General features: G+C 70.4%; 18 protein-coding genes. 13 read left to right on the top strand and 5 right to left on the bottom strand.

All coding sequences use genetic code 11. The annotated features are described in order from the left end of the window. Positions 1-27 precede the first annotated feature (27 nt). Complete coding sequence (locus AB0I38_RS00775) at positions 28-1,008, bottom strand: cyclase family protein (RefSeq protein WP_358459662.1); 981 nt, start codon at positions 1,006-1,008, stop codon at positions 28-30. Positions 1,009-1,046: 38 nt separating this feature from the next. Continuing rightward, the gene (locus AB0I38_RS00770; protein WP_358459659.1) at positions 1,047-2,180 is read right to left on the bottom strand and encodes an alpha/beta hydrolase family protein; all 1,134 of its coding nucleotides are present in this window, start codon (positions 2,178-2,180) and stop codon (positions 1,047-1,049) included. A 367-nt stretch (positions 2,181-2,547) separates the two neighbouring features. On the opposite strand from AB0I38_RS00770, the gene AB0I38_RS00765 reads away from it, so the two are divergent. From AB0I38_RS00765 to AB0I38_RS00715, 11 genes are all read left to right on the top strand, one after another. Further along, positions 2,548-5,544 (top strand): BTAD domain-containing putative transcriptional regulator, encoded by a 2,997-nt coding sequence (locus AB0I38_RS00765; RefSeq protein WP_358459656.1) that lies wholly within the window; start codon positions 2,548-2,550, stop codon positions 5,542-5,544. A 146-nt stretch (positions 5,545-5,690) separates the two neighbouring features. Then, positions 5,691-6,293 (top strand): redoxin domain-containing protein, encoded by a 603-nt coding sequence (locus AB0I38_RS00760; protein ID WP_358459653.1) that lies wholly within the window; start codon positions 5,691-5,693, stop codon positions 6,291-6,293. Positions 6,294-6,329: 36 nt separating this feature from the next. Further along, the gene (locus tag AB0I38_RS00755) at positions 6,330-7,163 is read left to right on the top strand and encodes a cytochrome c biogenesis CcdA family protein (protein WP_358459650.1); all 834 of its coding nucleotides are present in this window, start codon (positions 6,330-6,332) and stop codon (positions 7,161-7,163) included. Between the two features lie 288 nt (positions 7,164-7,451). Beyond that, entirely contained in the window at positions 7,452-7,712 is a 261-nt protein-coding gene (locus AB0I38_RS00750) for an SAV_915 family protein (protein ID WP_358459647.1), read from the top strand. Further along, complete coding sequence (locus tag AB0I38_RS00745; RefSeq protein WP_358459644.1) at positions 7,709-8,134, top strand: hypothetical protein; 426 nt, start codon at positions 7,709-7,711, stop codon at positions 8,132-8,134. The genes AB0I38_RS00750 and AB0I38_RS00745 overlap by 4 nt, the downstream gene beginning before the upstream one ends. Positions 8,135-8,358: 224 nt before the next feature. Continuing rightward, positions 8,359-8,448, top strand: a complete 90-nt coding sequence (kdpF, locus tag AB0I38_RS00740; RefSeq protein ID WP_358459641.1) for a K(+)-transporting ATPase subunit F — start codon at positions 8,359-8,361, stop codon at positions 8,446-8,448. Beyond that, complete coding sequence (gene kdpA, locus AB0I38_RS00735) at positions 8,448-10,109, top strand: potassium-transporting ATPase subunit KdpA (RefSeq protein WP_358459638.1); 1,662 nt, start codon at positions 8,448-8,450, stop codon at positions 10,107-10,109. Before kdpF ends, kdpA begins: the two co-directional genes overlap by 1 nt. Position 10,110: 1 nt before the next feature. After that, positions 10,111-12,375 (top strand): potassium-transporting ATPase subunit KdpB, encoded by a 2,265-nt coding sequence (kdpB, locus tag AB0I38_RS00730; protein ID WP_358459634.1) that lies wholly within the window; start codon positions 10,111-10,113, stop codon positions 12,373-12,375. Continuing rightward, a complete protein-coding gene (locus tag AB0I38_RS00725) occupies positions 12,376-13,236 on the top strand; it encodes a potassium-transporting ATPase subunit C (protein WP_358459631.1) in 861 nt (286 codons plus the stop codon). Further along, positions 13,233-15,779, top strand: coding sequence for a DUF4118 domain-containing protein (locus AB0I38_RS00720; protein WP_358459628.1), 2,547 nt, complete (start codon positions 13,233-13,235; stop codon positions 15,777-15,779). The genes AB0I38_RS00725 and AB0I38_RS00720 overlap by 4 nt, the downstream gene beginning before the upstream one ends. Further along, on the top strand, positions 15,776-16,444 hold the full coding sequence (locus tag AB0I38_RS00715) for a response regulator (protein WP_358459625.1): 669 nt from the start codon (positions 15,776-15,778) through the stop codon (positions 16,442-16,444). The genes AB0I38_RS00720 and AB0I38_RS00715 overlap by 4 nt, the downstream gene beginning before the upstream one ends. A gap of 103 nt (positions 16,445-16,547) precedes the next feature. Here the strand turns inward: AB0I38_RS00715 and AB0I38_RS00710 are convergent, their stop codons facing one another. Genes AB0I38_RS00710 through AB0I38_RS00700 form a run of 3 tightly spaced genes read right to left on the bottom strand, consistent with a single transcriptional unit; the run spans position 16,548 to position 18,159 of the window. Then, the gene (locus AB0I38_RS00710; protein WP_358459622.1) at positions 16,548-16,979 is read right to left on the bottom strand and encodes a YbaB/EbfC family nucleoid-associated protein; all 432 of its coding nucleotides are present in this window, start codon (positions 16,977-16,979) and stop codon (positions 16,548-16,550) included. Between the two features lie 2 nt (positions 16,980-16,981). Further along, positions 16,982-17,878: a hypothetical protein gene (locus AB0I38_RS00705; protein WP_358459619.1), complete on the bottom strand. Its 897-nt coding sequence runs from the start codon at positions 17,876-17,878 to the stop codon at positions 16,982-16,984. After that, positions 17,875-18,159 carry a hypothetical protein gene (locus AB0I38_RS00700; RefSeq protein ID WP_358459616.1) on the bottom strand — a complete coding sequence of 95 codons (285 nt, stop codon included), beginning with the start codon at positions 18,157-18,159 and terminating at the stop codon, positions 17,875-17,877. Before AB0I38_RS00700 ends, AB0I38_RS00705 begins: the two co-directional genes overlap by 4 nt. Before the next feature lie 366 nt (positions 18,160-18,525). Between AB0I38_RS00700 and AB0I38_RS00695 the strand changes: the two genes are divergently transcribed. Both AB0I38_RS00695 and AB0I38_RS00690 read left to right on the top strand, forming a co-directional pair. Further along, a complete protein-coding gene (locus AB0I38_RS00695) occupies positions 18,526-19,047 on the top strand; it encodes a hypothetical protein (RefSeq protein ID WP_358459613.1) in 522 nt (173 codons plus the stop codon). Further along, a complete protein-coding gene (locus AB0I38_RS00690; protein WP_358459610.1) occupies positions 19,044-19,490 on the top strand; it encodes a hypothetical protein in 447 nt (148 codons plus the stop codon). Before AB0I38_RS00695 ends, AB0I38_RS00690 begins: the two co-directional genes overlap by 4 nt. The last annotated feature ends 10 nt before the right edge of the window (positions 19,491-19,500 follow it).

Raw genomic sequence — 19,500 nt, 5'->3', positions numbered from 1 at the left:
CCTTGGTACGGAGCGGCGGGGCGCCGGTCACTTGATCGCCATCGGGTTCAGGGGCGAGCCGACCGCCTTGGTGAACGGCAGCGGCCCGGCCGCGAACATGAACTCGTACACACCGTCGCCGGCGCAGTCCTGGGCCAGCTTCTCCAGGTCGAAGATCTCCCCGATCAGCAGGCCGGCGTTGACGAGCAGCACGATGTGCACCGGCTGGAAGATGTCGTCGAGCTCGTTGGGCCGCACCTCCATCCCCCACGTGTCGGTCGCGATCCCGGCGACCTCGTTGCCGCAGATCCAGTGCGCCGAGTCGAGGGAGAGCCCGGGGGCGTCGCCGGCGGCGTAGTCGCCCCACGAGCCCCGGTCCCTGCACATGGCGATGTGCCCGGTGCGGACGAGCACGAAGTCACCCCGGCCGACGGTGACGCCCTGCGCCTCGGCGCAGCTCTCCAACTCGGCGCTGTCGATGCCCTGCCCCGGCTCCAGCCAGGGCACGCCGCGGTGGCGGGGGATGTCGAGCAGGACTCCGCGCCCGACCACCTTCTCGGTCATCAGGTGGATGGCGTTCTTCTCGGCTCCCTTGCTGGAGACGTGCTCCAGCCCGTAGCCGTTGTACATCTTGCCCTCGTAGAACACGTGGGACAGGGCGTCCCACTGCGTGCCGCACTGCAGGGGCATGTAGATGGCGTCGTCGGCGTACCGCAGCTTGGCCATGTGGTCCTGGGCGCCGATGACCGCGTCACCGCCGTCCTGCAGCATGAAGTGCAGTGGGTTGACCCGGCCGCCCCAGCCGTTCTGCGGCCCGTCGCCGTCGTACGGCAGGGCACAGGAGATGACCTTGCCCTGCCTGACCAGTCCCGCCGCGGCGACGACCATCTCGGGCTCGATGTAGTTGAGTGTGCCGAGCTGGTCGTCCGGGCCCCACTTGCCCCAGGTCCGGTAGCGGTCGCAGAGCGCGTGGACGTCGTCGATCGTCACCTGCTTCGAGCCGCGCGCCTCGTTCGTGTCAGTGGTCATGCCGATGCCTCTCCGTCGTCACCGCGCTCCACCGCCGGTCAGTCCCGCGCCGGCAGCGTGCCGAACCGCTGCGCGAACCAGTCGGCGATCAGTTGCCGGGCCGGGTCGGGCTCGTCGGTCTGGCAGTGCTCGGCGCCGCCCTCGGCGACCGTGAAGATCCGCAACTGCTTGTCCGCCGAGCCGGCGGCGGCGAACGCCTTCCGCGCGTCCTCGACCGCCACCTGCCGGTCGTTCTCCCCGTGCACGATCAGCAGCGGCTGCGTCAGCTTGGGCAGCACGTCCACGAGCGTCCACTGCTTGACCCGTTCGAGGCCGGCCTCCATCGTGTCGGTCCCCATGACCCAGGGGAGCTGGAACCACGGCACGGACACCGTCTTGGACCGGGTGCTCCAGCGCTTCTCCCAGGTGGCGCCCCAGTCCCAGATCCCGCCCCACGCGGCGCACGCCTTGATCCGGGGCTCGAAGGCCGCCGATCGCGGGGCGTAGTAGCCGCCGAGGCTGATGCCCATGACGCCGATGCGGTCCGCGTCCACGTCGGAGCGGGTCTCGAGGTAGTCGATGACGGCGCCGGTCGGGACCTCGTAGTCGGGGCGCGACGGCACGCCGCGCAGCCGGAGCGGCTCGCCGACGCCGGGGCTGTCCATCACCAGGCAGGTGATGCCCCGGCGGACGAACTCCTCCTCGACGAAGCCGTAGAGGATCTCCTTGGTGACGTCGAAGCCGCCGTAGAAGATGACGACGGGCGCCGGCTCGGCGGTCCGGGCCGGGATGAGGTAGCCCGGCAGGATGCCGTCGGGGGAGGGGACCTCGATCCGTTCCACGTTCAGCGGGGCCAGCTCGATGGCCTTCTCGAACGCGGCCAGCGCGGCCTGGTAGCTGGCCGTCTTCTCCGGGCCGGGCGGGATCTGCCGCTCGCCGCTGGCGTGGTAGACCGAGGCGCGTAGGTAGCGCGCGCCGGCGCTGCGGCGCAGCCCGGCCCCGAGGTCCGCCGCGGCCTGCGTCTCCTGCTGCTCGGCCATGCCGGCCCATGCCTTGCCCCAGGCCGCGGAGTCCGGCTCGCCCTCGCGCAACGGGGACAACCACCGGTTCATCTCGCCGAGGGACGCGCCCGCCATGAGGGCCAGGTTGAAGGCCGAGGACCACATGTAGTTGTCAGGGAAGTAGTAGAACAAGGCGGGGGCTCCGTTCGGGTGCCGGTAAATACGGGTGCGCTCCGCGAATCACCTCATCCCACCCGCGTTACCCCCGTCGTTATGACTCCCATGAGGGCGCCGTCACGGCCGCCGCGACGGCTCGGGTGATGCCCGGCGGCTCAGTCTCGCCGCGAACGAGGTGGGGTCTTCGACGCCCGTTCTTCCCACAGAGGTGCCGACCCCCCACAGGCCCCCAGAAGGGTTTATAGCGTGCAAATAAGTACGAACTGCCGCGAAAGTCTTGACAGTTCTCGCGCTGTGCCTCATTGATTAAGACACCGCCCTACCGAAACTCCGATTTCGGTCGGGTTGCGGAGACGCTACACCCAGGTGAACTGAGGCCTGCATGATCTTGAGCCACAAGGTGCTACCTCCGGGACTGCCACGCGGGACCGTCGCCCGAGACAGACTGGACGAGCAGTTCGCCGCTCTCCTGGAGGAACACGAGACCATCGCGGTCTTCGCCGCCGCGGGGTCGGGCAAGACAGTGCAGACCCGCATGTTCGCCGCGCGATACGGCTGGCCGCTGGCCTGGGTGACGCTCGACGTCGGCGACCGCAGCGCGTCACGGCTGATGATCTACCTCGCCCAGGCCCTGTCGGAGGTCAACTCCGAAGCGCCCGGCCTGGTCGAGGCCTGGCTGGAAGGCGGCTTCCCGGCGGCCGAGGTCGCCGCCATGCTCGCCGAGAGCATCGCCGACCAGTCCCTGCTGCTGGTGGTCGACGACTGCGAGTGGCTGGTGGGGGCGGACGAGGCGCTCACCGTCCTCGGCGTCTTCCTCGACTACCTGCCGCCGAACGTACGGACGATCATCGTGAGCCGCGAGGACCTCGACGGTCCGATCGGCCGGATGATGCTGCAGGGCCGGATCGCCCGGATGAGCGGCGAGGACCTGGCCCTGACCATGCCCGAGGCCCGCACGCTGCTCGCCGCGCACGGCCAGGGCGACCGCGACCCGGCGCCCCTCATGGAGGCCACCCAGGGCTGGATCGCCGCCGTCGCCTTCGACATCGTCCCCGGCCTGCAACCGGAGAACGGGCCCGACTCGCTGGCCCGCTTCGTCGCCCGCGAGATCCTGGCCCGCCTCCCCGAGGACGAGCAGGAGTTCCTGCTGCGCACCTCGATCCCCGCGACCGTCACGGCCCGGGCCGCCGTCGCCCTCTGCGGCGAGAAGGGCTACGCGCTCTGGCAGTCGCTCGGGTCACGGCACCTGCCCGCGACCAAGGCCGACCGCGCGCTCGTGTACCACCCGAGGTTCCGCCAGTTCCTCCGCGAGCAGTTGCAGGCGCGCCTGCCCGGCGAACTGCCCGGCCTGCAGAGCAGGTACGCCCGCATGCTCGAGGACCTCGGCATGTCCGAGGAGGCCGTCGAGACCTACCTCGACGCGGGCGAGCTGGCGCAGGCCGCCGACGTGGCGGAACGCGCCGTCGCGGCGCTGTCCGCGCGCGCGGACTGGGGCGTGCTGCTGCGCTGGCTGGAGGACTTCGGCCCGGAGGCGGTCGAGTCACGCCCGATCCTCCTCGGCGCCTCCATCCGGGCACTGTACGGCGTGCGGCGCATCCCGGAGGCGCAGGCGCTCATCCGCCGGCTGCACCAGGAAGGCACGCTGAGCGACGTCGCCAAGGCCGACCCCGGCAGCGTCGCCTTCGTCGGCTACGCCATGCAGTGGCGCCCGGCCGAAGCCCTCGAACTGATCCGCAACTACGAGGGCGACTACCGGGCCGACGCGGTGAGATACGAGCTGGAGGCCGTGGCCGGCCGCGACCCGGTGGCCCCGCCGCCCGGCGTCGACTGGGTGGACGGCGAGCGCGTCTACACCTGGGGCCTGCTCGTACAGGGCCGGCTGGACCAGTTGCTGCGCCTGCTCCCGAGCGAGGACCAGTGGCCGCCGCGCTCGTTCTACCGCACCCCGCACCCGCTGCTCACGCTGGTCTGGCGCGGCGAGCTGGCCCTGGCCCGCGAACTGCTCGACGAAGTCCCCGAGGCGATCAGGTCCGGAGCCCACACCGACCTCTGGTTCTTCCACGAGGCGTGGCTGCTGTGGGCCGAGGGCCAGCCGGAGAAGGCCCTGTGGGCCGCCGAGGCCGCGGTCGAGCACAGCCGGAAAACCCGTTTCGGCTGGGAGCCGTGCTTCGAGGTCGTGGTCGGCGCCCTGCAACTCGCGCTCGGCCGGGTGGACGACGCCCGCATGAGCCTGGCCGACGCCATCAGCCGTTCGGCCGCGAGCGGCAACCGCTGCTACGTCGAATGGGGCCAGACCTTCCAGGGGCTGGCCTACCTGCGGATCGACCGGCCCGAGGACGCCGCGCGCGTGCTGCGCGTCGCGACCGAGGGCATGCGGAACGCGGGCCGCTCGCTCATGCTGCCCTTCGCCGCGACCTACCTGGCCGAGGCCGAGGCCCGGCTCGGTTTCGCCGAGGCGGCGTCGAACGCCATCGAGCTGGCCTACGAGACCGCGAGCGCGATGGGCTGCCTGTTCGTCCTGAAGAACGCGCTCAACGACGTGCCCGCCGTGCTGCGCCGCCAGATCGAGAGCGACGTCAGCGGGATGCGCTGGCGCCAGCTGGCCGGACACCGGCCGCCCGTGGCGCGCAAGCGGCAGCCGGCCGTGCCCTCCGAGCGCATGGTCATCGTCGACGTCCACACGCACGGGCCGGTCCTCGATCTGATCGTCGACGGCGTGCCCCGCTGCTCGCGCCGCACGAAGGTGCTGGAGCTGGCCGCCTACCTCGCGCTGCACCCCGAGGGGGTGGAACGGCACCGGCTGCAGGAGCGCCTGTTCCCGGACGCCGACCCCCGCCGCGGCGGCAACTACTTCCGCCAGGTGGTGCACAAGCTGCGGCAGGCGACGGGCGTGAACCTGGCCAGGACGGCCCTGGGTCACGTCCGCTGGGCTGACGGCCTGTACGTCGACAGCACCGACCTGCGCTTCGAGCGGATGATCAGAGACGCGTACGGCCTCCGGGGCGAGGAACGCCTGGACCGGATCGAGTCCACGCTGACGATCGTCGAGGGGCCGTACCTGCCGGAGAGCGAGCTGGAGTGGGCCGAGGAGCGCCGCCACGAACTGGAGGTGATGATCGTCGACGCGGCCCTCGACGCGGCGCAGGTGGCGCTGGCGCTGGGCTTCCTGGAGCGTGCCAAACAGGCCGCGTCGTTCGCGATCAGCCGTGATCCGTTCTGCGAGTCCGCCTACTGCGTGCGGATGCAGGTCGAGGGGGCGCTGGGCTCACCGCACGCCGTTCTGGCCGAGTTCCAGCGGCTGACCGCCGCCCTCACCGAGCTCGGCGTGGAACCGGCGCAGTCGACGAGGCAACTGGTCCGCGAACTCCGCGGCACCTGACCCCGTTTCCGGCCGGCCGGCGTCATCAGGAGGTGGTCGCCCGGCTCGGGCCGAAGGGCTTCGCCGCAGTCGGGTACGGCCCGCTCGTGGCGACCGTCATCGGCTCGTAAGGAGTGGCGCGGGGCGGCGCTCCTAGGCTCGACGGCATGACTCGAATGCGAACGGCGGCCGTGCTGGCGATGGCGACCCTGCTGGTGGCGGCCTGCGGCACCATGGAACAGGACGACATGACCGCCTCCTCACCGACCTCTGAGATGACCTCTGAGATGACCTCGGCGCCGACCTCTGAGATGACCTCTGGGGCGGCCTCTCCGACGGCATCGCAGGAGGCGGCGGCCACGGTGCCCGCCGCCCTGCGGTTCTCGGCCCGGACACTCAACGGTGAGACCTTCCAGGGAGAGGGCCTGGCGGGCAGGCCGGTGGTCTTCTGGTTCTGGGCGGCGTGGTGTCCCAAGTGCCTCTCGGAGGCGCCCGCCGTCAAGTCCGCGGCCGCCGCGTACGGTGACGTCGCGTTCGTCGGCGTCGGCGGACTGGACACCGAGACGGCGATGAAGGAGTTCGTCCAGCGAACCGGAACCGGTGACCTGACCCACTTGTCGGACGCCAAAGGTGCGATCTGGACGAAGCTCGGCGTCAGCGAACAGTCCACCTTCGTGTTCATGAAGCCGGACGGCTCCACCGAGAAGGTCTCGGGCCCGCTCAACCAGGACAAGCTGGACAAGCACCTTCGCGTGCTGACCGGCCGGTAGCCGCGGCATGCCCTCCTACGGTCCCCCCGGACCCGCATGAACCTCACCGAACTACCGCTCGCCCTCGCGCTCACCGCCGGCACGGTCGCCGCGTTCAACCCATGCGGCTTCGCCATGCTGCCCGCCTACCTCACCCTGCTGATCAACGACGAGCAGGCAGCCCGCCCCGGCCCCGTCGTCCGGGCGCTGATCCTCTCGGCGGCCATGACCGCCGGATTCGTCACGGTCTTCGGCCTGTTCGGGCTCGCCGTGACCGCGCTGGCGGTGTCGGTGGGCGGCTACCTGCCGTGGGCGACCATGATCATCGGGGCGATCCTGGTGGGGCTGGGCATCTGGTCGTTGTCCGGCCGCGAGCTGCTGCTGCGCCTGCCGGGCCTGAAGACCGGCCGCCCCACCTCCTCGCCGTGGTCCCTGTACGGCTACGGCCTCTCCTACGCGGTGGCCTCACTCTCGTGCACCGTGGGGCCCTTCCTCGCGGTCACGTCGGCCTCCCTGTCCGGCGGCGGGCTGCTCGGCGGCGTCGTCGCCTTCTCCACGTACGCGCTCGGCATGGGCCTGGTCATCGCCGTACTGTCGCTGGCCGTGGCGCTCGCCCGCGCCGCCGTCGTGGCCAGGCTGCGCCGCCTGCTGCCGTACGTGTCCAGAGCCGGCGGCGCCCTGCTCATGCTCGCCGGCCTGTACGTCCTCTACTACGGCTGGTACGAACTCCGCGTCCTCGCGGGCGGCGTCACCGACGACCCGATCGTGACCGCGGCGACCACCGTCCAAGGGGTCATCGCCGGCTGGCTCGGGGCGGTCGGCGCAGGCTGGATCGCCGTCGTGGCCGTCATCCTCCTCCTCGCGGCGCTCGTGCTACGCCGCGCCCGCTGACCGAGGGCAGTCACCGGGGCGCCGGCCGGGCAACCGGGCGTGGCCGATATCCGGGGCGCCGGCCGGGCAACCGGGTGTGGCCGATATCCGGGGCGCCGGCCGGGCAACCGGGTGTGGCCGATATCCGGGGCCCGGGAGCGCGCCCCGGGCCCCGGATATCGGCCAGGGGACGCCGTCAACGCCGCGTCAGAATTTCCCAGCCGCGCGTCCAGATCGCGTAGCGATCAAGGAATGCGTCCGGCGACCGCTCTAGCGTCTGCCAGGTACGACTTCCCAGGAAGGACGCAGATGTCAGAGCCCCGATTGTTCGTCCCCGTCAGCATGAGCGCGTGCGCCACGGCCCTGCGGTTGTTCCGCACCGCTTCCGGCGAGCGCACGGCGGTCGCGTTCTCCTCCCCGCTCACCCTGGCCAAGGTGCTCGGGACGGATCAGCGGTGGGTGGTGCTCACGGCCCCGGCGTTGCGCGGCATGATCGCCGAACTCGGTGTCAACGGCATCATCCTCGACCCCTCCGGCACGATGACCAGTCCCATGAAGCGGGTGGCATGATGTGCCTCCTTCAGCAGGATCAGGCGAGGCAGGAGCCGCCGTTCGCCGATGAGCCCTGGTCGGTCACCACCTGCCTCCTGCCGGTCGCCGGCACCGGGGGCGTGCCGCTCATGGACATCGTCGAGCGCTACACCGCTCACCTGATCGGCCGTCGTTCCACCGCGCCCGCCCGCCAGGTCACCGTGGTCGGGCATCACTGCGAGGCGGGCGACGTCATCGCCGAGAGCGTGCCGCTGCCCGCCGACATCAGGCCGGGTGACGTCATCGCGGTCCCGGCCACCGGCGCCTACCACCACTCGATGGCCTCTTCCTACAACCTCACCGGCCGGCCGCCCGTGATCGCGGTCGCCGGCGGGGTCGCCCGGGTCGTGGTGCGCCGAGAGGAGATCGACGACCTGCTGCGCAGGGACGTGGGGCTGTAAGGCGCGTCCGAATCGCGTCAAGAATCGACTCTCGTCCGTATGAAAGCCGTCAAGAAATACCAAACAGGATTATTTCGCGGCTTTGCTGGTCATTAAGCCGCTCGCCCTGAGCGGTACGGGATGTTCCGGAATTGAGGAGTGGGGATGGCAGACGTCATCTTCGTCGTCCTGACGATCGCGATCTTCGTGGTCTTCGGGCTCGTCGTGAAGGCGGTGGAGCGCCTGTGAGCGCGATCAACGCCGCTGGTCTCGTAGTGGTCGTGGCTCTGGTGATCTTCATGGTCGCGGCCCTCTTGTTCCCGGAGCGTTTCTGATGAGCTCGACCGCGGCAGGGATGATCTTCATCGTCTCCCTGATCGTCGCGCTGATCCTGGTGCACAAGCCGCTCGGCGACCACATGTACCGGGTCTACACGGCCACCAGGCACAACGTCGTAGAGCGGGGGATCTACCGGCTGCTCGGCGTGCGCGCCGACGCCGAGCAGAGCTGGGGCGTGTACGCGCGCAGCCTGCTGGCGTTCTCGGTGATCTCGATTCTGCTCGTGTACGGCATTCAGCGGCTGCAGGACAAGCTCCCGCTGAGCCTGGGCATGGCGCCGGTCACCGACCACATCGCGTGGAACACCGCGATCAGCTTCGTCACCAACACCAACTGGCAGGCCTATTCGGGCGAGTCCACGATGGGTCACCTGACGCAGATGGCGGCTCTGGCCGTGCAGAACTTCGTATCGGCGTCGGTCGGCATGGCGGTGGCCGTCGCGCTGGTCCGTGGCTTCGCCCGCCGCAAGGCCGACACGATCGGCAACTTCTGGGTCGACCTGGTGCGCGGCAACCTGCGCATCCTGCTGCCGATCGCGTTCGTCGGGGCGCTGGTGCTGGTGGCCGGCGGCGTGATCCAGAACTTCGCCGAGCCGCACACCGTCACCACGCTGACCGGTGGCACCCAGGCGATCACCGGCGGGCCGGTGGCCAGCCAGGAGGTCATCAAGGAGCTCGGCACCAACGGCGGCGGTTTCTACAACGTCAACTCGGCCCACCCGTTCGAGAACGCCACGAGCTGGACCAACTGGTTCGAGATCTTCCTCATCTTGCTGATCCCGTTCGCGCTGCCGCGCACGTTCGGCAGGATGGTCGGCCAGGTCAGGCAGGGCTACGCGATCCTCGCCGTGATGGCGACCCTCGCGCTGGCCAGCGTGGTGCTCACGAACGTCTTCGAGCTGGGCGGCAACGCGACCGTGCCGCAGGCCGTCGGGGCGGCGATGGAGGGCAAGGAGGTCCGCTTCGGGGTGTCGAACTCGGCGACCTTCGGCGCCGCCACCACGCTGACCTCGACCGGTGCGGTGAACTCCTTCCACGACTCCTACACGCCGTTCGGCGGCATGATGACGATGTTCAACATGATGCTGGGCGAGGTCGCGCCGGGCGGCGTGGGCGCGGGCCTGTACGGCATGCTCATCCTCGCGGTGATCACGGTGTTCGTGGCGGGCCTGATGGTCGGCCGTACCCCCGAATACCTGGGCAAGAAGATCGGCGCCCGTGAGATCAAGCTCGCGTCGATGTACTTCCTGGTCACCCCGGTGCTGGTGCTGATCGGCACGGCGTTCACGATGGGATCGGCGGAGCATCGGGCGAGCATGCTCAACTCGGGGCCGCATGGTTTCTCCGAGGTGTTGTACGCCTTCACCAGCGCCTCCAACAACAACGGCTCCGCCTTCGCCGGCCTCACGGTCAACACCCCCTGGTACGACGTGGCGCTCGGCCTGTGCATGGTGTTCGGCCGGTTCGCGCCGATCATTCTGGTCCTGGCCCTGGCCGGTTCGCTGGCGAGGCAGGCCCCGGTGCCCGAGTCCGCGGGGACGCTCCCGACGTACCGGCCACAGTTCGTCGGCATGGTCGTCGGCGTGACGGTCATCCTGGTCGCTCTCACCTTCCTCCCGGCACTCGCGCTCGGCCCGATCGCAGAAGGACTGTTCTGATATGTCAACCCCAGTGCTCGACGCGCCGGGCAAGGCTCCCGAGCCCAAACCGAACGGCAGCGTAGGCGGCGGTCTGCTGCACCCCAAACAGCTGATCGTGTCGCTGCCGGCCGCAGTGCGGAAACTCAACCCGGCCACGCTGTGGCGCAACCCCGTGATGCTCATCGTCGAGATCGGCGCCGTGTTCACCACGGTGCTGGCGATCCTCGACCCGTCGTTCTTCGCCTGGGCCATCGTGGTGTGGCTGTGGCTGACCGTGATCTTCGCGAACCTGGCCGAGGCCGTCGCCGAGGGACGGGGCAAGGCGCAGGCCGCCACGCTGCGCGCGGCCAAGCGCGACACCACGGCGCGCCGGCTCCGCCCCGCCTCCGCGCGGGGCGCCGCCGGATCGGAAGCCGCCGGCAGAGAACCCTCTGCGGCGGAAGCCTCCGGGCCGGAAGCCTCTGCGGGGGAAGGCTCCGGGCCGGAACCCTTTGCGGGGGAAGGCTCGGCGGGAGCGACCTTCGCGTGGGATGTCGTCGGCGCGGGTGAGCTGAGGCCGGGCGACCGCGTGATCGTCGAGGCCGGGGAGATCATCCCGGGCGACGGCGACGTGGTCGAGGGCATCGCCAGCGTGGACGAGTCGGCGATCACCGGCGAGTCGGCCCCCGTGATCCGTGAGTCGGGCGGCGACCGTTCGGCGGTGACCGGCGGCACCAAGGTGCTCTCCGACCGGATCATCGTCGCGATCACCCAGAAACCCGGCGAGAGCTTCATCGACCGCATGATCGCCCTGGTGGAGGGCGCGAACCGGCAGAAGACGCCGAACGAGATCGCGCTCAACATCCTGCTGGCCGCCCTGACGATCATCTTTCTGGTCGCCACCGCCACCATGCAGCCGCTGGCCATCTACGCCAAGCTCACCAACCCTGGCGTGCCGGACTCGCTCGCGCTGAACGCCGACGGAGTCACCGGCATCGTGCTGGTCTCGCTGCTGGTCTGCCTGATCCCGACCACGATCGGCGCGCTGCTGTCGGCCATCGGCATCGCCGGGATGGACCGCCTCGTCCAGCGCAACGTGCTGGCGATGAGCGGGCGCGCGGTCGAGGCGGCGGGCGACGTCTCCACCCTGCTGCTGGACAAGACCGGCACGATCACGCTGGGCAACCGGCAGGCGTCGGAGTTCCACTCCGCCTCCGGCGTCGACCCGGCCGACCTGGCCGAGGCCGCGCAACTGGCCAGTCTCGCCGACGCGACGCCCGAGGGCCGCTCGATCGTGGTCTACGCCAAGCAGGCGTACGGTCTGCGCGAGCGGCAACCCGGCGAGCTGGCCCAGGCCGCGTGGGTGCCGTTCACCGCGCAGACCCGCATGTCGGGGGTGGACGTGGACGGACGCCAGGTGCGCAAGGGCGCCGCGACCGCCGTGATGAAGTGGATACGCGACCACGGCGGCCACCCCACCGACGAGGTCGGCCACCTCGTGGACGGCATCTCGGCGTCCGGGGGCACCCCGCTCGTGGTCGGCGAGGTCACCGACGGCAAGGCCCGGGTGCTGGGCGTCATCCACCTCAAGGACGTCGTCAAGCAGGGCATGCGCGAGCGGTTCGACGAGATGCGCCGCATGGGCATCCGGACCGTGATGATCACCGGTGACAACCCGTTGACCGCGAAGGCCATCGCCGACGAGGCCGGGGTGGACGACTTCCTGGCCGAGGCCACCCCGGAGGACAAGCTGGCGCTGATCAGGAAGGAGCAGGAGGGCGGCCGGCTGGTCGCGATGACCGGCGACGGCACCAACGACGCGCCCGCGCTCGCGCAGGCCGACGTCGGGGTGGCGATGAACACCGGCACCTCCGCTGCCAAGGAGGCCGGCAACATGGTCGACCTCGACTCCAACCCGACCAAGCTGATCGAGATCGTCGAGATCGGCAAGCAACTGCTCATCACGCGCGGCGCGCTGACCACCTTTTCCATCGCCAACGACATCGCCAAGTACTTCGCGATCATCCCGGCCATGTTCGTGGCGGTCTATCCGGGCCTGGACGCCCTCAACATCATGCGTCTGGTCAGCCCCCAGTCCGCGATCCTGTCCGCAGTGATCTTCAATGCGATCGTCATCGTCGCGCTGATCCCGCTGGCGCTGCGCGGCGTGCGCTACCGCCCGTCCAGCGCCTCCAAACTGCTCAGCCGCAACCTGTACGTCTACGGCCTGGGCGGCATCATCGCGCCGTTCATCGGCATCAAGATCATCGACCTGCTCATCCAGTTTCTTCCGGGGATGTCATAGATGGAACGTCTACCCAGCTGGCTACGTCTGCATCTCGCCGCGATCCGGGCGGTCGCCGTCTTCACCGTGCTGCTCGGCCTGATCTACCCGCTGGTCACCACCGGCGTCGCCCAGGCGCTGTTCAACGGCAACGCCAACGGCTCGATCGTCCAGGCCGGAGGCAAGGACGTGGGCAGCGCGCTCATCGGCCAGTCCTTCACCGACGCCGACGGCAACCCGGTCCGGAAGTACTTCCAGTCGCGTCCGTCGGCCGCCGGAGACGGCTACGACCCGACCTCGACCAGCGCCAGCAACCTGGGCCCCGAGGACATCGTGGACACGCTGCCGGTGCCCGGCGCCAAGGACGAGGAGGGCAATCCGGACAAGGGCAAGCAGTCGCTGCTCACCCAGGTCTGCGCCCGCTCCAAGGCGATCGGCGAGCTGGAAGGCGTCAGCGGCACCCGGCCGTACTGCACGTCCGACGCGGTCGGCGCGGTGCTGAAGGTGTTCCCCGACCGCGCGGTCAGCGTCAACCAGGCCTGCCCCGCCGCCCCGTTCGTCGCCACCTACCAAGGGCTGAAGGTGGAGTGCGGCAAGCCCGGAGAGGACTACGCGGCCGGCCGTACCGTTCCGGTCAGGGGCGACGCGGGAACCCCCGCGGTCCCGGCCGACGCGGTGACGGCCAGCGGCTCCGGGCTCGACCCGCACATCTCACTCGCCTACGCCGAGCTCCAGGCGCCTCGTGTCGCCAGGGAGCGCGGCCTGGCCGTCGAGCGGGTGAAAGCGCTGATCGACGAGCACACCACCGGCCGGGCACTCGGCTTCATGGGCGATCCCGCAGTCAACGTGCTCGAACTCAACCTGGCACTCGACCGGTCATGACCAGAGGCCGCCTCCGGGTCTACCTCGGGGCGGCACCCGGGGTGGGCAAGACGTACGCGATGCTCGGCGAGGCCCGCCGGGCGAGCGAGCGCGGCAGGGACGTGGTCGTGGGTTTCGTCGAGACCCACGGCCGCGCCCGCACCGCCGCCCTGCTGGAGGGCATGGAGGTGATCCCGCGCAAGACCATGACGCACCGGGGGGCGGCGTTCACCGAGCTCGACACCGAAGCGGTCATCGCCCGCCACCCCAAGGTCGCGCTGATCGACGAGCTGGCCCACACCAACGTGCCCGGCTCGCGCAACGTCAAGCGCTGGCAGGACGTCGACGAAATCCTCGACGCCGGGATCGACGTCGTCTCGACGGTCAACATCCAGCACCTGGAGTCGGTCAACGACGTGGTGGAGGAGATCACCGGCGTCCCGCAGCGTGAGACGGTGCCCGACGAGGTGGTGCGGCGGGCGGACCAGGTGGAGCTGGTCGACATGTCGCCCGAGGCGCTGCGCCGCCGGATGGCGCACGGCAACGTCTACGCTCCGGAGAAGGTGAACGCGGCACTGGCCAACTACTTCCGGATCGGCAACCTCACCGCGCTGCGCGAGCTGGCCCTGCTCTGGGTCGTCGGCAAGGTCGACGACCAGCTCGACCGCTACCGCGCCGAGCACGGCATCGCCACCACCTGGGAGGCCCGCGAACGGGTCGTGGTCGCGCTGACCGGCGGCCCCGAAGGCGACACGCTCGTCCGGCGCGCCGCCCGCATCGCCGCCAGGAGCAAGGGCACCGACCTGCTGGCCGTCCACGTCACCAGCGCCGACGGGCTGGCCGGCGGCGACCCGGCCAACCTGGCCCGCCAGCGCACCCTGGTGGAGAACATGGGCGGCACCTACCACCAGGTCGTCGGCCACAACATCCCGCGCGCCCTGCTCGACTTCGCCCGCGGCGTCAACGCCACCCAACTCGTGCTCGGCGCCTCCAGGCGCGGCCGGTTCGCGCAGCTCTTCTCACGCGGCGTCGGGGTGGAGACGATCGCCCGTTCCGGCTCGATCGACGTCCACATGATCACGCATGCCGAGGCCAAGAAAGGACGGCGGGGACCGGCCCGCTCGCACGCCGCGCTCACCGGCACCCGCCGGCTGATCGGCTGGCTGCTGGCGATGGCCGGGATGCCGTTGCTGACCGCCGTGCTGTCGCCGTTCCGCGACGTCCTGTCGCTGCCCAGCGAGATCCTGTTCTTCCTCTGCCTGACCATCGGCGTGGCGCTGGTGGGCGGCATGTGGCCGGCCATCACCGCCGCGATCGGCGGCTCGCTGCTGCTCAACTGGTACTTCACGCCGCCGATCGGCGAGTTCACCATCCACGACCCGGAGAACCTCTTCGCCCTGGTGGTGTTCGTCCTGGTCGCCGCCGCGGTCAGCACCATCGTCGACATCGCCGCCCGCCGCACCCGCGAGGCCGCCCGCGCCGGGGCCGACGCCGAGCTGCTGTCCACCCTGGCCGGGCATGTCCTGCGCGGCCAGGCCGCCGTGCCGTCCCTGCTGGAGCGCATGCGCGAGATGTTCGGCCTGACCTCGGTCACCCTGCTGGAACGTCGATCAGAGGCAGCCCGAACTCCCAACGACCAGTCCGACCCCGGCGCCTGGCGGATCGTCGCCACCTCCGGCGGCGCTCCGTCCACCTGTCCCGGCCAGGCCGACACCGACGTGGTCATCGACGAGGACATGATCCTCGCCGCGGAGGGCGGGCCGCTGGACGCCGCCGACCGTACCGTGCTGGAGGCGTTCGCCGCCGAGGCCGCCGTCGCGCTCCGGCAGGAACGCCTCCAGGAGGCGGCCGAACAGGCCCGGCCCCTGGCCGAGGCCGACCGGATGCGCACCGCGCTGCTCGCCGCGGTCAGCCACGACCTGCGCACCCCGCTCGCCTCCGCCAAGGCCGCGGTCGAGAGCCTGGGCAACACCGACGTCGCCTGGAGCGACCACGACCGTGCCGAACTGATCGCCACCGCGGAAGAATCCCTGGACAAGCTGGACCGGCTGGTGGCGAACCTGCTCGACATGAGCCGCCTGCAGGCCGGGGTGCTCGGCGTGACCTCGCAGCCCCTGGCCCTGGAGGAGATCGTCCCCCGCGCCATCGACGACCTCGGCCCGCTGCGCGACCGGATCGAGGCGGACATCTCCATCGAGCTGCCCGAGATCCTCGCCGACCCCGCTCTCCTTGAGCGCGTGCTGGTCAACCTGATGTCCAACGCGGTCCGCTACAGCCCACCCGGCGAGACGGTGCTGATCACGGCCAGCTGGCACGGCGAGCACATCGAGATCCGCGTCATCGACCGCGGCCCCGGCATCCCGCCCGAGGCCCACGGCAGGGTCTTCCAGCCGTTCCAGCGGCTCGGCGACCGCGACAACCACTCCGGCGTCGGGCTCGGTCTCGCCCTCGCGCGCGGCCTGACCGAGGCGATGGGCGGCACTCTCGTACCCGAAGAGACACCTGGGGAGGGTCTCACCATGATCGTGACACTGCCCATCTCCACCAGGGTCGCGACGGCATGACCCGCATCCTCGTCGTCGACGACGAACCCCAGATCCTGCGCGCGCTGCGCATCAACCTGGCCGCCCGCCACTACGAGGTCGCCGTCGCCACCGATGGTGGGGCAGCACTGCGCATGGCCGCCGACACCTCGCCGGACCTGGTCATCCTTGATCTCGGGCTGCCCGACCTCGACGGCATCGACGTCATCCACGGCCTGCGCGGCTGGAGCGGCATCCCGATCATCGTGCTGTCCGGCAGAGCCGGCAACCAGGACAAGATCGATGCGCTGGACGCCGGCGCCGACGACTACGTGACCAAACCGTTCGGCATCGACGAGCTGCTGGCCCGCGTGCGCGCCGTCACCCGCCGCACCGGCATCCAGGAGGCCGAACTCGCGAGCATCCGACTCGGCGACCACGTGGTGGACCTGACCAGCAAGACGGTCTCCGGTCACGTACGGCTGACGCCTACCGAGTGGCACATCCTGGAGCTGCTGCTGCGCCATCCGGGCAAGCTGATGAGCCAGCGGCAGATCCTCACCGAGGTGTGGGGCGCCAAGTTCGTCAAGGAGACCCACTACCTGCGCCAGTACATGACCCAGCTCCGCCGCAAACTGGAGCCCGACCCGGCCCACCCCGTCCACCTGATCACCGAACCCGGCATGGGCTACCGCTTCAAACCGTGACCCCGTCTCCACGGGTGAGGCGGGAAGGGGACGCGACCACGGGCGCACCACGTGATCGGGCCCCGGGTCGCTCGGGGACGAGGCAGGGCGCGTACCCGGTCGATCAGGGACGTAGCAGGGCGCGTACCCGGTCGATCGTCGCGGCGGCGTGCTCCAGGTTCTCCTGGAGCGCGCCGGTCGCGTGGCGGAGCTGGTCAGCGACGAGCCGACGGTCGGCGAGGAGCCCGTTGCCGGCGCCCAGGACGGCTTCGGCTCTGCCGCGTTCCTCGGTCTCGGCCTGGGTCCGCGCCTGGTGAATCAGGTCGAGAATGGTCTCGGCGAGCGCCTCCGAGTCCATGCGCAGGGCACGGGGATCGAGGCGCAGCCCCCGGACACCTGACGTGCAACCGTAATCAACTCGCACCCAGCCGTTCCCGGACTCGGCGCACGCCACGGTTTCGGCGCCGCCGGGCAGGTGGCGCAGCTGTTCGAAGAGGTGGTCGGCGTCGGCCGCGAGCCGCTCGGGATCGAGGCCGAGCGCCTGTTCGAAGTCCATCGTCACTCCCAGGGGAACGAGTAGGAGCCGTCGGCGGCCTGCTCCGGCACGTACCGGCCGGTGACCGTCTGGCCGCCGGTGGCGACGTCGTTGAACGCCTTGGCGCCCGCCAGCTGGGGCAGGCCGGGCGGGAGCGGCGTGTTGGCTCGCGTGCTCGGCCAGGGCCGGCCGGCCGGATGGCGACCGCTGAGGCCGTGGGCGGTCAGGTCGCGCTCGACCCGGTTGGCGGTGCCCCAGACCAGCATGGGCCCCTGGGCGAAGGTCGCCGCGGCCAGGTCGTGTACGCCGCTGAAGTCGCCTCGGGCGGTCTCGATGCCCACGTCCACGACGACCGCCGCGCCCAGTGCGGCCGCACACCCGTGCAGCAACGTGTTGAGCAGCGACTCCACCGCTTGGTACCCCTCGAAGAGCTTGATCAGGCACTGCATGGCCAGGATCCGGGCGCCGGCCAGGCTGAGCGGCGTGACGGCGGCGGTCAGCACCCACAGCGCCACCATGGCCATGGTCGCCGCGACCAGGAACTGGAACATGACCATCGCGGTCAGCGCCGCACCCACCGTGTACAGGACGAGAGCCGTCACCATGGCGCGGATCTCGATGCCCCGCAGCTCGGACAGGGAGGCGTCCACGCGGCGCTGGAACGCCCGGCCGTCCTCGCTACGCCAACTCGTCACAGCCACCTCGTCCACGAGGAGCACGAGGTTCCGCCTGGTGGCCGCCGCGTCGTCGTGCACCCCGAGCCAGGTCCGCGCCCCGTCGAAGAACGCCTGCGGGTCGTACTGGTGGATGTACATCTTCCCGACGAACGGCCATCCGGCCGGGACGCCCAGCGCTGACAGCGTCACCGCCGCGCCTGTTCCCATGACCAGGCTCCGCTGGGCCAGGTGCGCGAAGTTCACAGCGATCTCATGGAGCTCGCCTGCTCCGCGTCCTGCCAGGTCGTGATCGAGGCGGTGATGCCGTCCTCGATCCGTACGGTGTCGTCCATGCAGCGGCGCACCTCCGTCATGGTGAACGCTTCGACCTCGTTGTACGCCAGCGCCAGCGAGTAGGTGAACGACGTGAAGGCGGACTCCGCCACCGTGAGCGCGACCAGACTCGGCAGGACCTCGCCGAGCGGCCCGACGGCCTCGGGCAGGCGCGACCTGATCTCCCGCAGGCGCCCCCGCTCGATCTCCACCTCATGCGGACTGACCGGCTCCTGAGGCGTCCTTGGGTGTTGATTAATCAGCATGTGTCGCTTTCGTCAGGGTGTGATCTCCCCACCCTCACCTGCGGCGGCCCGGAGCGGGGCCCTTCTGACGGAACCTCTACGCGAACACGGCACACCGCTGCGCGATCTTGACGTGGCCGGCGTCGGGTGCGATGCCTGTCTCGGCGGTCGAGCGCCACCCCTCATCGACGAGTAAGCCGATCACCTGGTCGTTCGGAGGTCGACGGCGTACGTCGAAACGTGTACGCGACCGGGCTTTGAGACGGACGACGGGCGGCGGATCGGACTCGTAGCGTGACCGAGTCCGAGCTCCGATCGCCGAAAGCAGGCCCGATGCGACAGCGACTTGCCCTTGCCGTTCTCACCGCGTACGTCTGGATCGCCATGGTGGCGTTCGGGGGCATCGCGGTGGAGACGATCGTGATCTACCCGAACGTGTTCCACGACGTGCCCGCCTCGCTGGCCGAGGCAGTGGAGTTCTTCGCGGTGACCGGCCCCGCGGACTTCTTCCCGCCGATGGGCGGGCTGACGGTGGTCGCCGCCGTGGCGTCCTTGGTGCTGCTCTGGCCCATGCGGGACATGCGGCTGTGGGCCGGCGGCAGCCTGCTGTCGCTGCTGCTGGGCGAGTTCCTGTTCTCGGTGCTCTACTTCTGGCCGCGCAACGACATCATGTTCGAGGACGGGGCCGCCGTTCATTCGGTGGAGGTGCTGCGGCAGACCGCATGGGAGTTCGAGACCGGCCACTGGGGGCGGCTGGCGATGAGCGCGGTGACCGCCACGCTGGCCTTCACCGGCCTGTGGCGCCTGCATCGCGAGCGCGCGCGGGCCACCGCCCCCGAGCGGGTCGAGTCGTGAAGGCCTGGCTCGGCCTGCCCGCGTCGGCCGTGTGGGGGCTGGCGCTGCTCGGCCTCCCGCGTGTGATCGCGCATGACCTGCGGCTCGTCGGGCCGACGGTCAACGCGTTGCTGGTGTTCGTCCCGATCGCCGTCTGGGCGGCCGTGGTGTTGTGGAAGCGGGTGCCCAACGCGTTCGTGACGCTGCTCGCCGTGGGGGCCGCCTACGGTGTGCTGCTCGGCGTGACGCATCAGGTACTTTGGGAAAGTTCGTTCGGCGGCGGGCCGGCTCTGGGCGGCAACCTCGCCGGCGCGCTCTCGCCCGCGGTGGAGGACCTGGTGCTGCGGATCTTCGCAATGGGCAGCAGCCTGATGACCGGGGTGGCGGTCGGTGCGGCCGTCGGCGCGGTGGCCTGGGTGGTCACCAGGATCGTGCCGGGTTTCCGGCCGCACCCACGAGACTGACGGGGGAGGC

The organism is Nonomuraea cavernae (genome assembly GCF_040655715.1).
In the GTDB taxonomy this organism is placed as follows: Bacteria; Actinomycetota; Actinomycetes; order Streptosporangiales; family Streptosporangiaceae; genus Nonomuraea; species Nonomuraea cavernae_A.
This window is presented reverse-complemented; position numbering and strand designations above follow the sequence as displayed.

What these genes read in the sequence shown, in the direction of transcription:
- kdpA (WP_358459638.1), top strand. Translation starts at nt 8,448, where the DNA reads ATGAGCTCGACCGCGGCAGGGATGATCTTCATCGTCTCCCTGATCGTC.
- AB0I38_RS00760 (WP_358459653.1), top strand. Translation starts at nt 5,691, where the DNA reads ATGACTCGAATGCGAACGGCGGCCGTGCTGGCGATGGCGACCCTGCTG.
- kdpB (WP_358459634.1), top strand. Translation starts at nt 10,111, where the DNA reads ATGTCAACCCCAGTGCTCGACGCGCCGGGCAAGGCTCCCGAGCCCAAA.
- AB0I38_RS00765 (WP_358459656.1), top strand. Translation starts at nt 2,548, where the DNA reads ATGATCTTGAGCCACAAGGTGCTACCTCCGGGACTGCCACGCGGGACC.
- AB0I38_RS00745 (WP_358459644.1), top strand. Translation starts at nt 7,709, where the DNA reads ATGATGTGCCTCCTTCAGCAGGATCAGGCGAGGCAGGAGCCGCCGTTC.
- AB0I38_RS00750 (WP_358459647.1), top strand. Translation starts at nt 7,452, where the DNA reads ATGTCAGAGCCCCGATTGTTCGTCCCCGTCAGCATGAGCGCGTGCGCC.
- AB0I38_RS00775 (WP_358459662.1), bottom strand. Translation starts at nt 1,008, where the DNA reads ATGACCACTGACACGAACGAGGCGCGCGGCTCGAAGCAGGTGACGATC.
- AB0I38_RS00710 (WP_358459622.1), bottom strand. Translation starts at nt 16,979, where the DNA reads ATGGACTTCGAACAGGCGCTCGGCCTCGATCCCGAGCGGCTCGCGGCC.
- AB0I38_RS00755 (WP_358459650.1), top strand. Translation starts at nt 6,330, where the DNA reads ATGAACCTCACCGAACTACCGCTCGCCCTCGCGCTCACCGCCGGCACG.
- AB0I38_RS00695 (WP_358459613.1), top strand. Translation starts at nt 18,526, where the DNA reads ATGCGACAGCGACTTGCCCTTGCCGTTCTCACCGCGTACGTCTGGATC.
- AB0I38_RS00720 (WP_358459628.1), top strand. Translation starts at nt 13,233, where the DNA reads ATGACCAGAGGCCGCCTCCGGGTCTACCTCGGGGCGGCACCCGGGGTG.
- AB0I38_RS00715 (WP_358459625.1), top strand. Translation starts at nt 15,776, where the DNA reads ATGACCCGCATCCTCGTCGTCGACGACGAACCCCAGATCCTGCGCGCG.
- AB0I38_RS00725 (WP_358459631.1), top strand. Translation starts at nt 12,376, where the DNA reads ATGGAACGTCTACCCAGCTGGCTACGTCTGCATCTCGCCGCGATCCGG.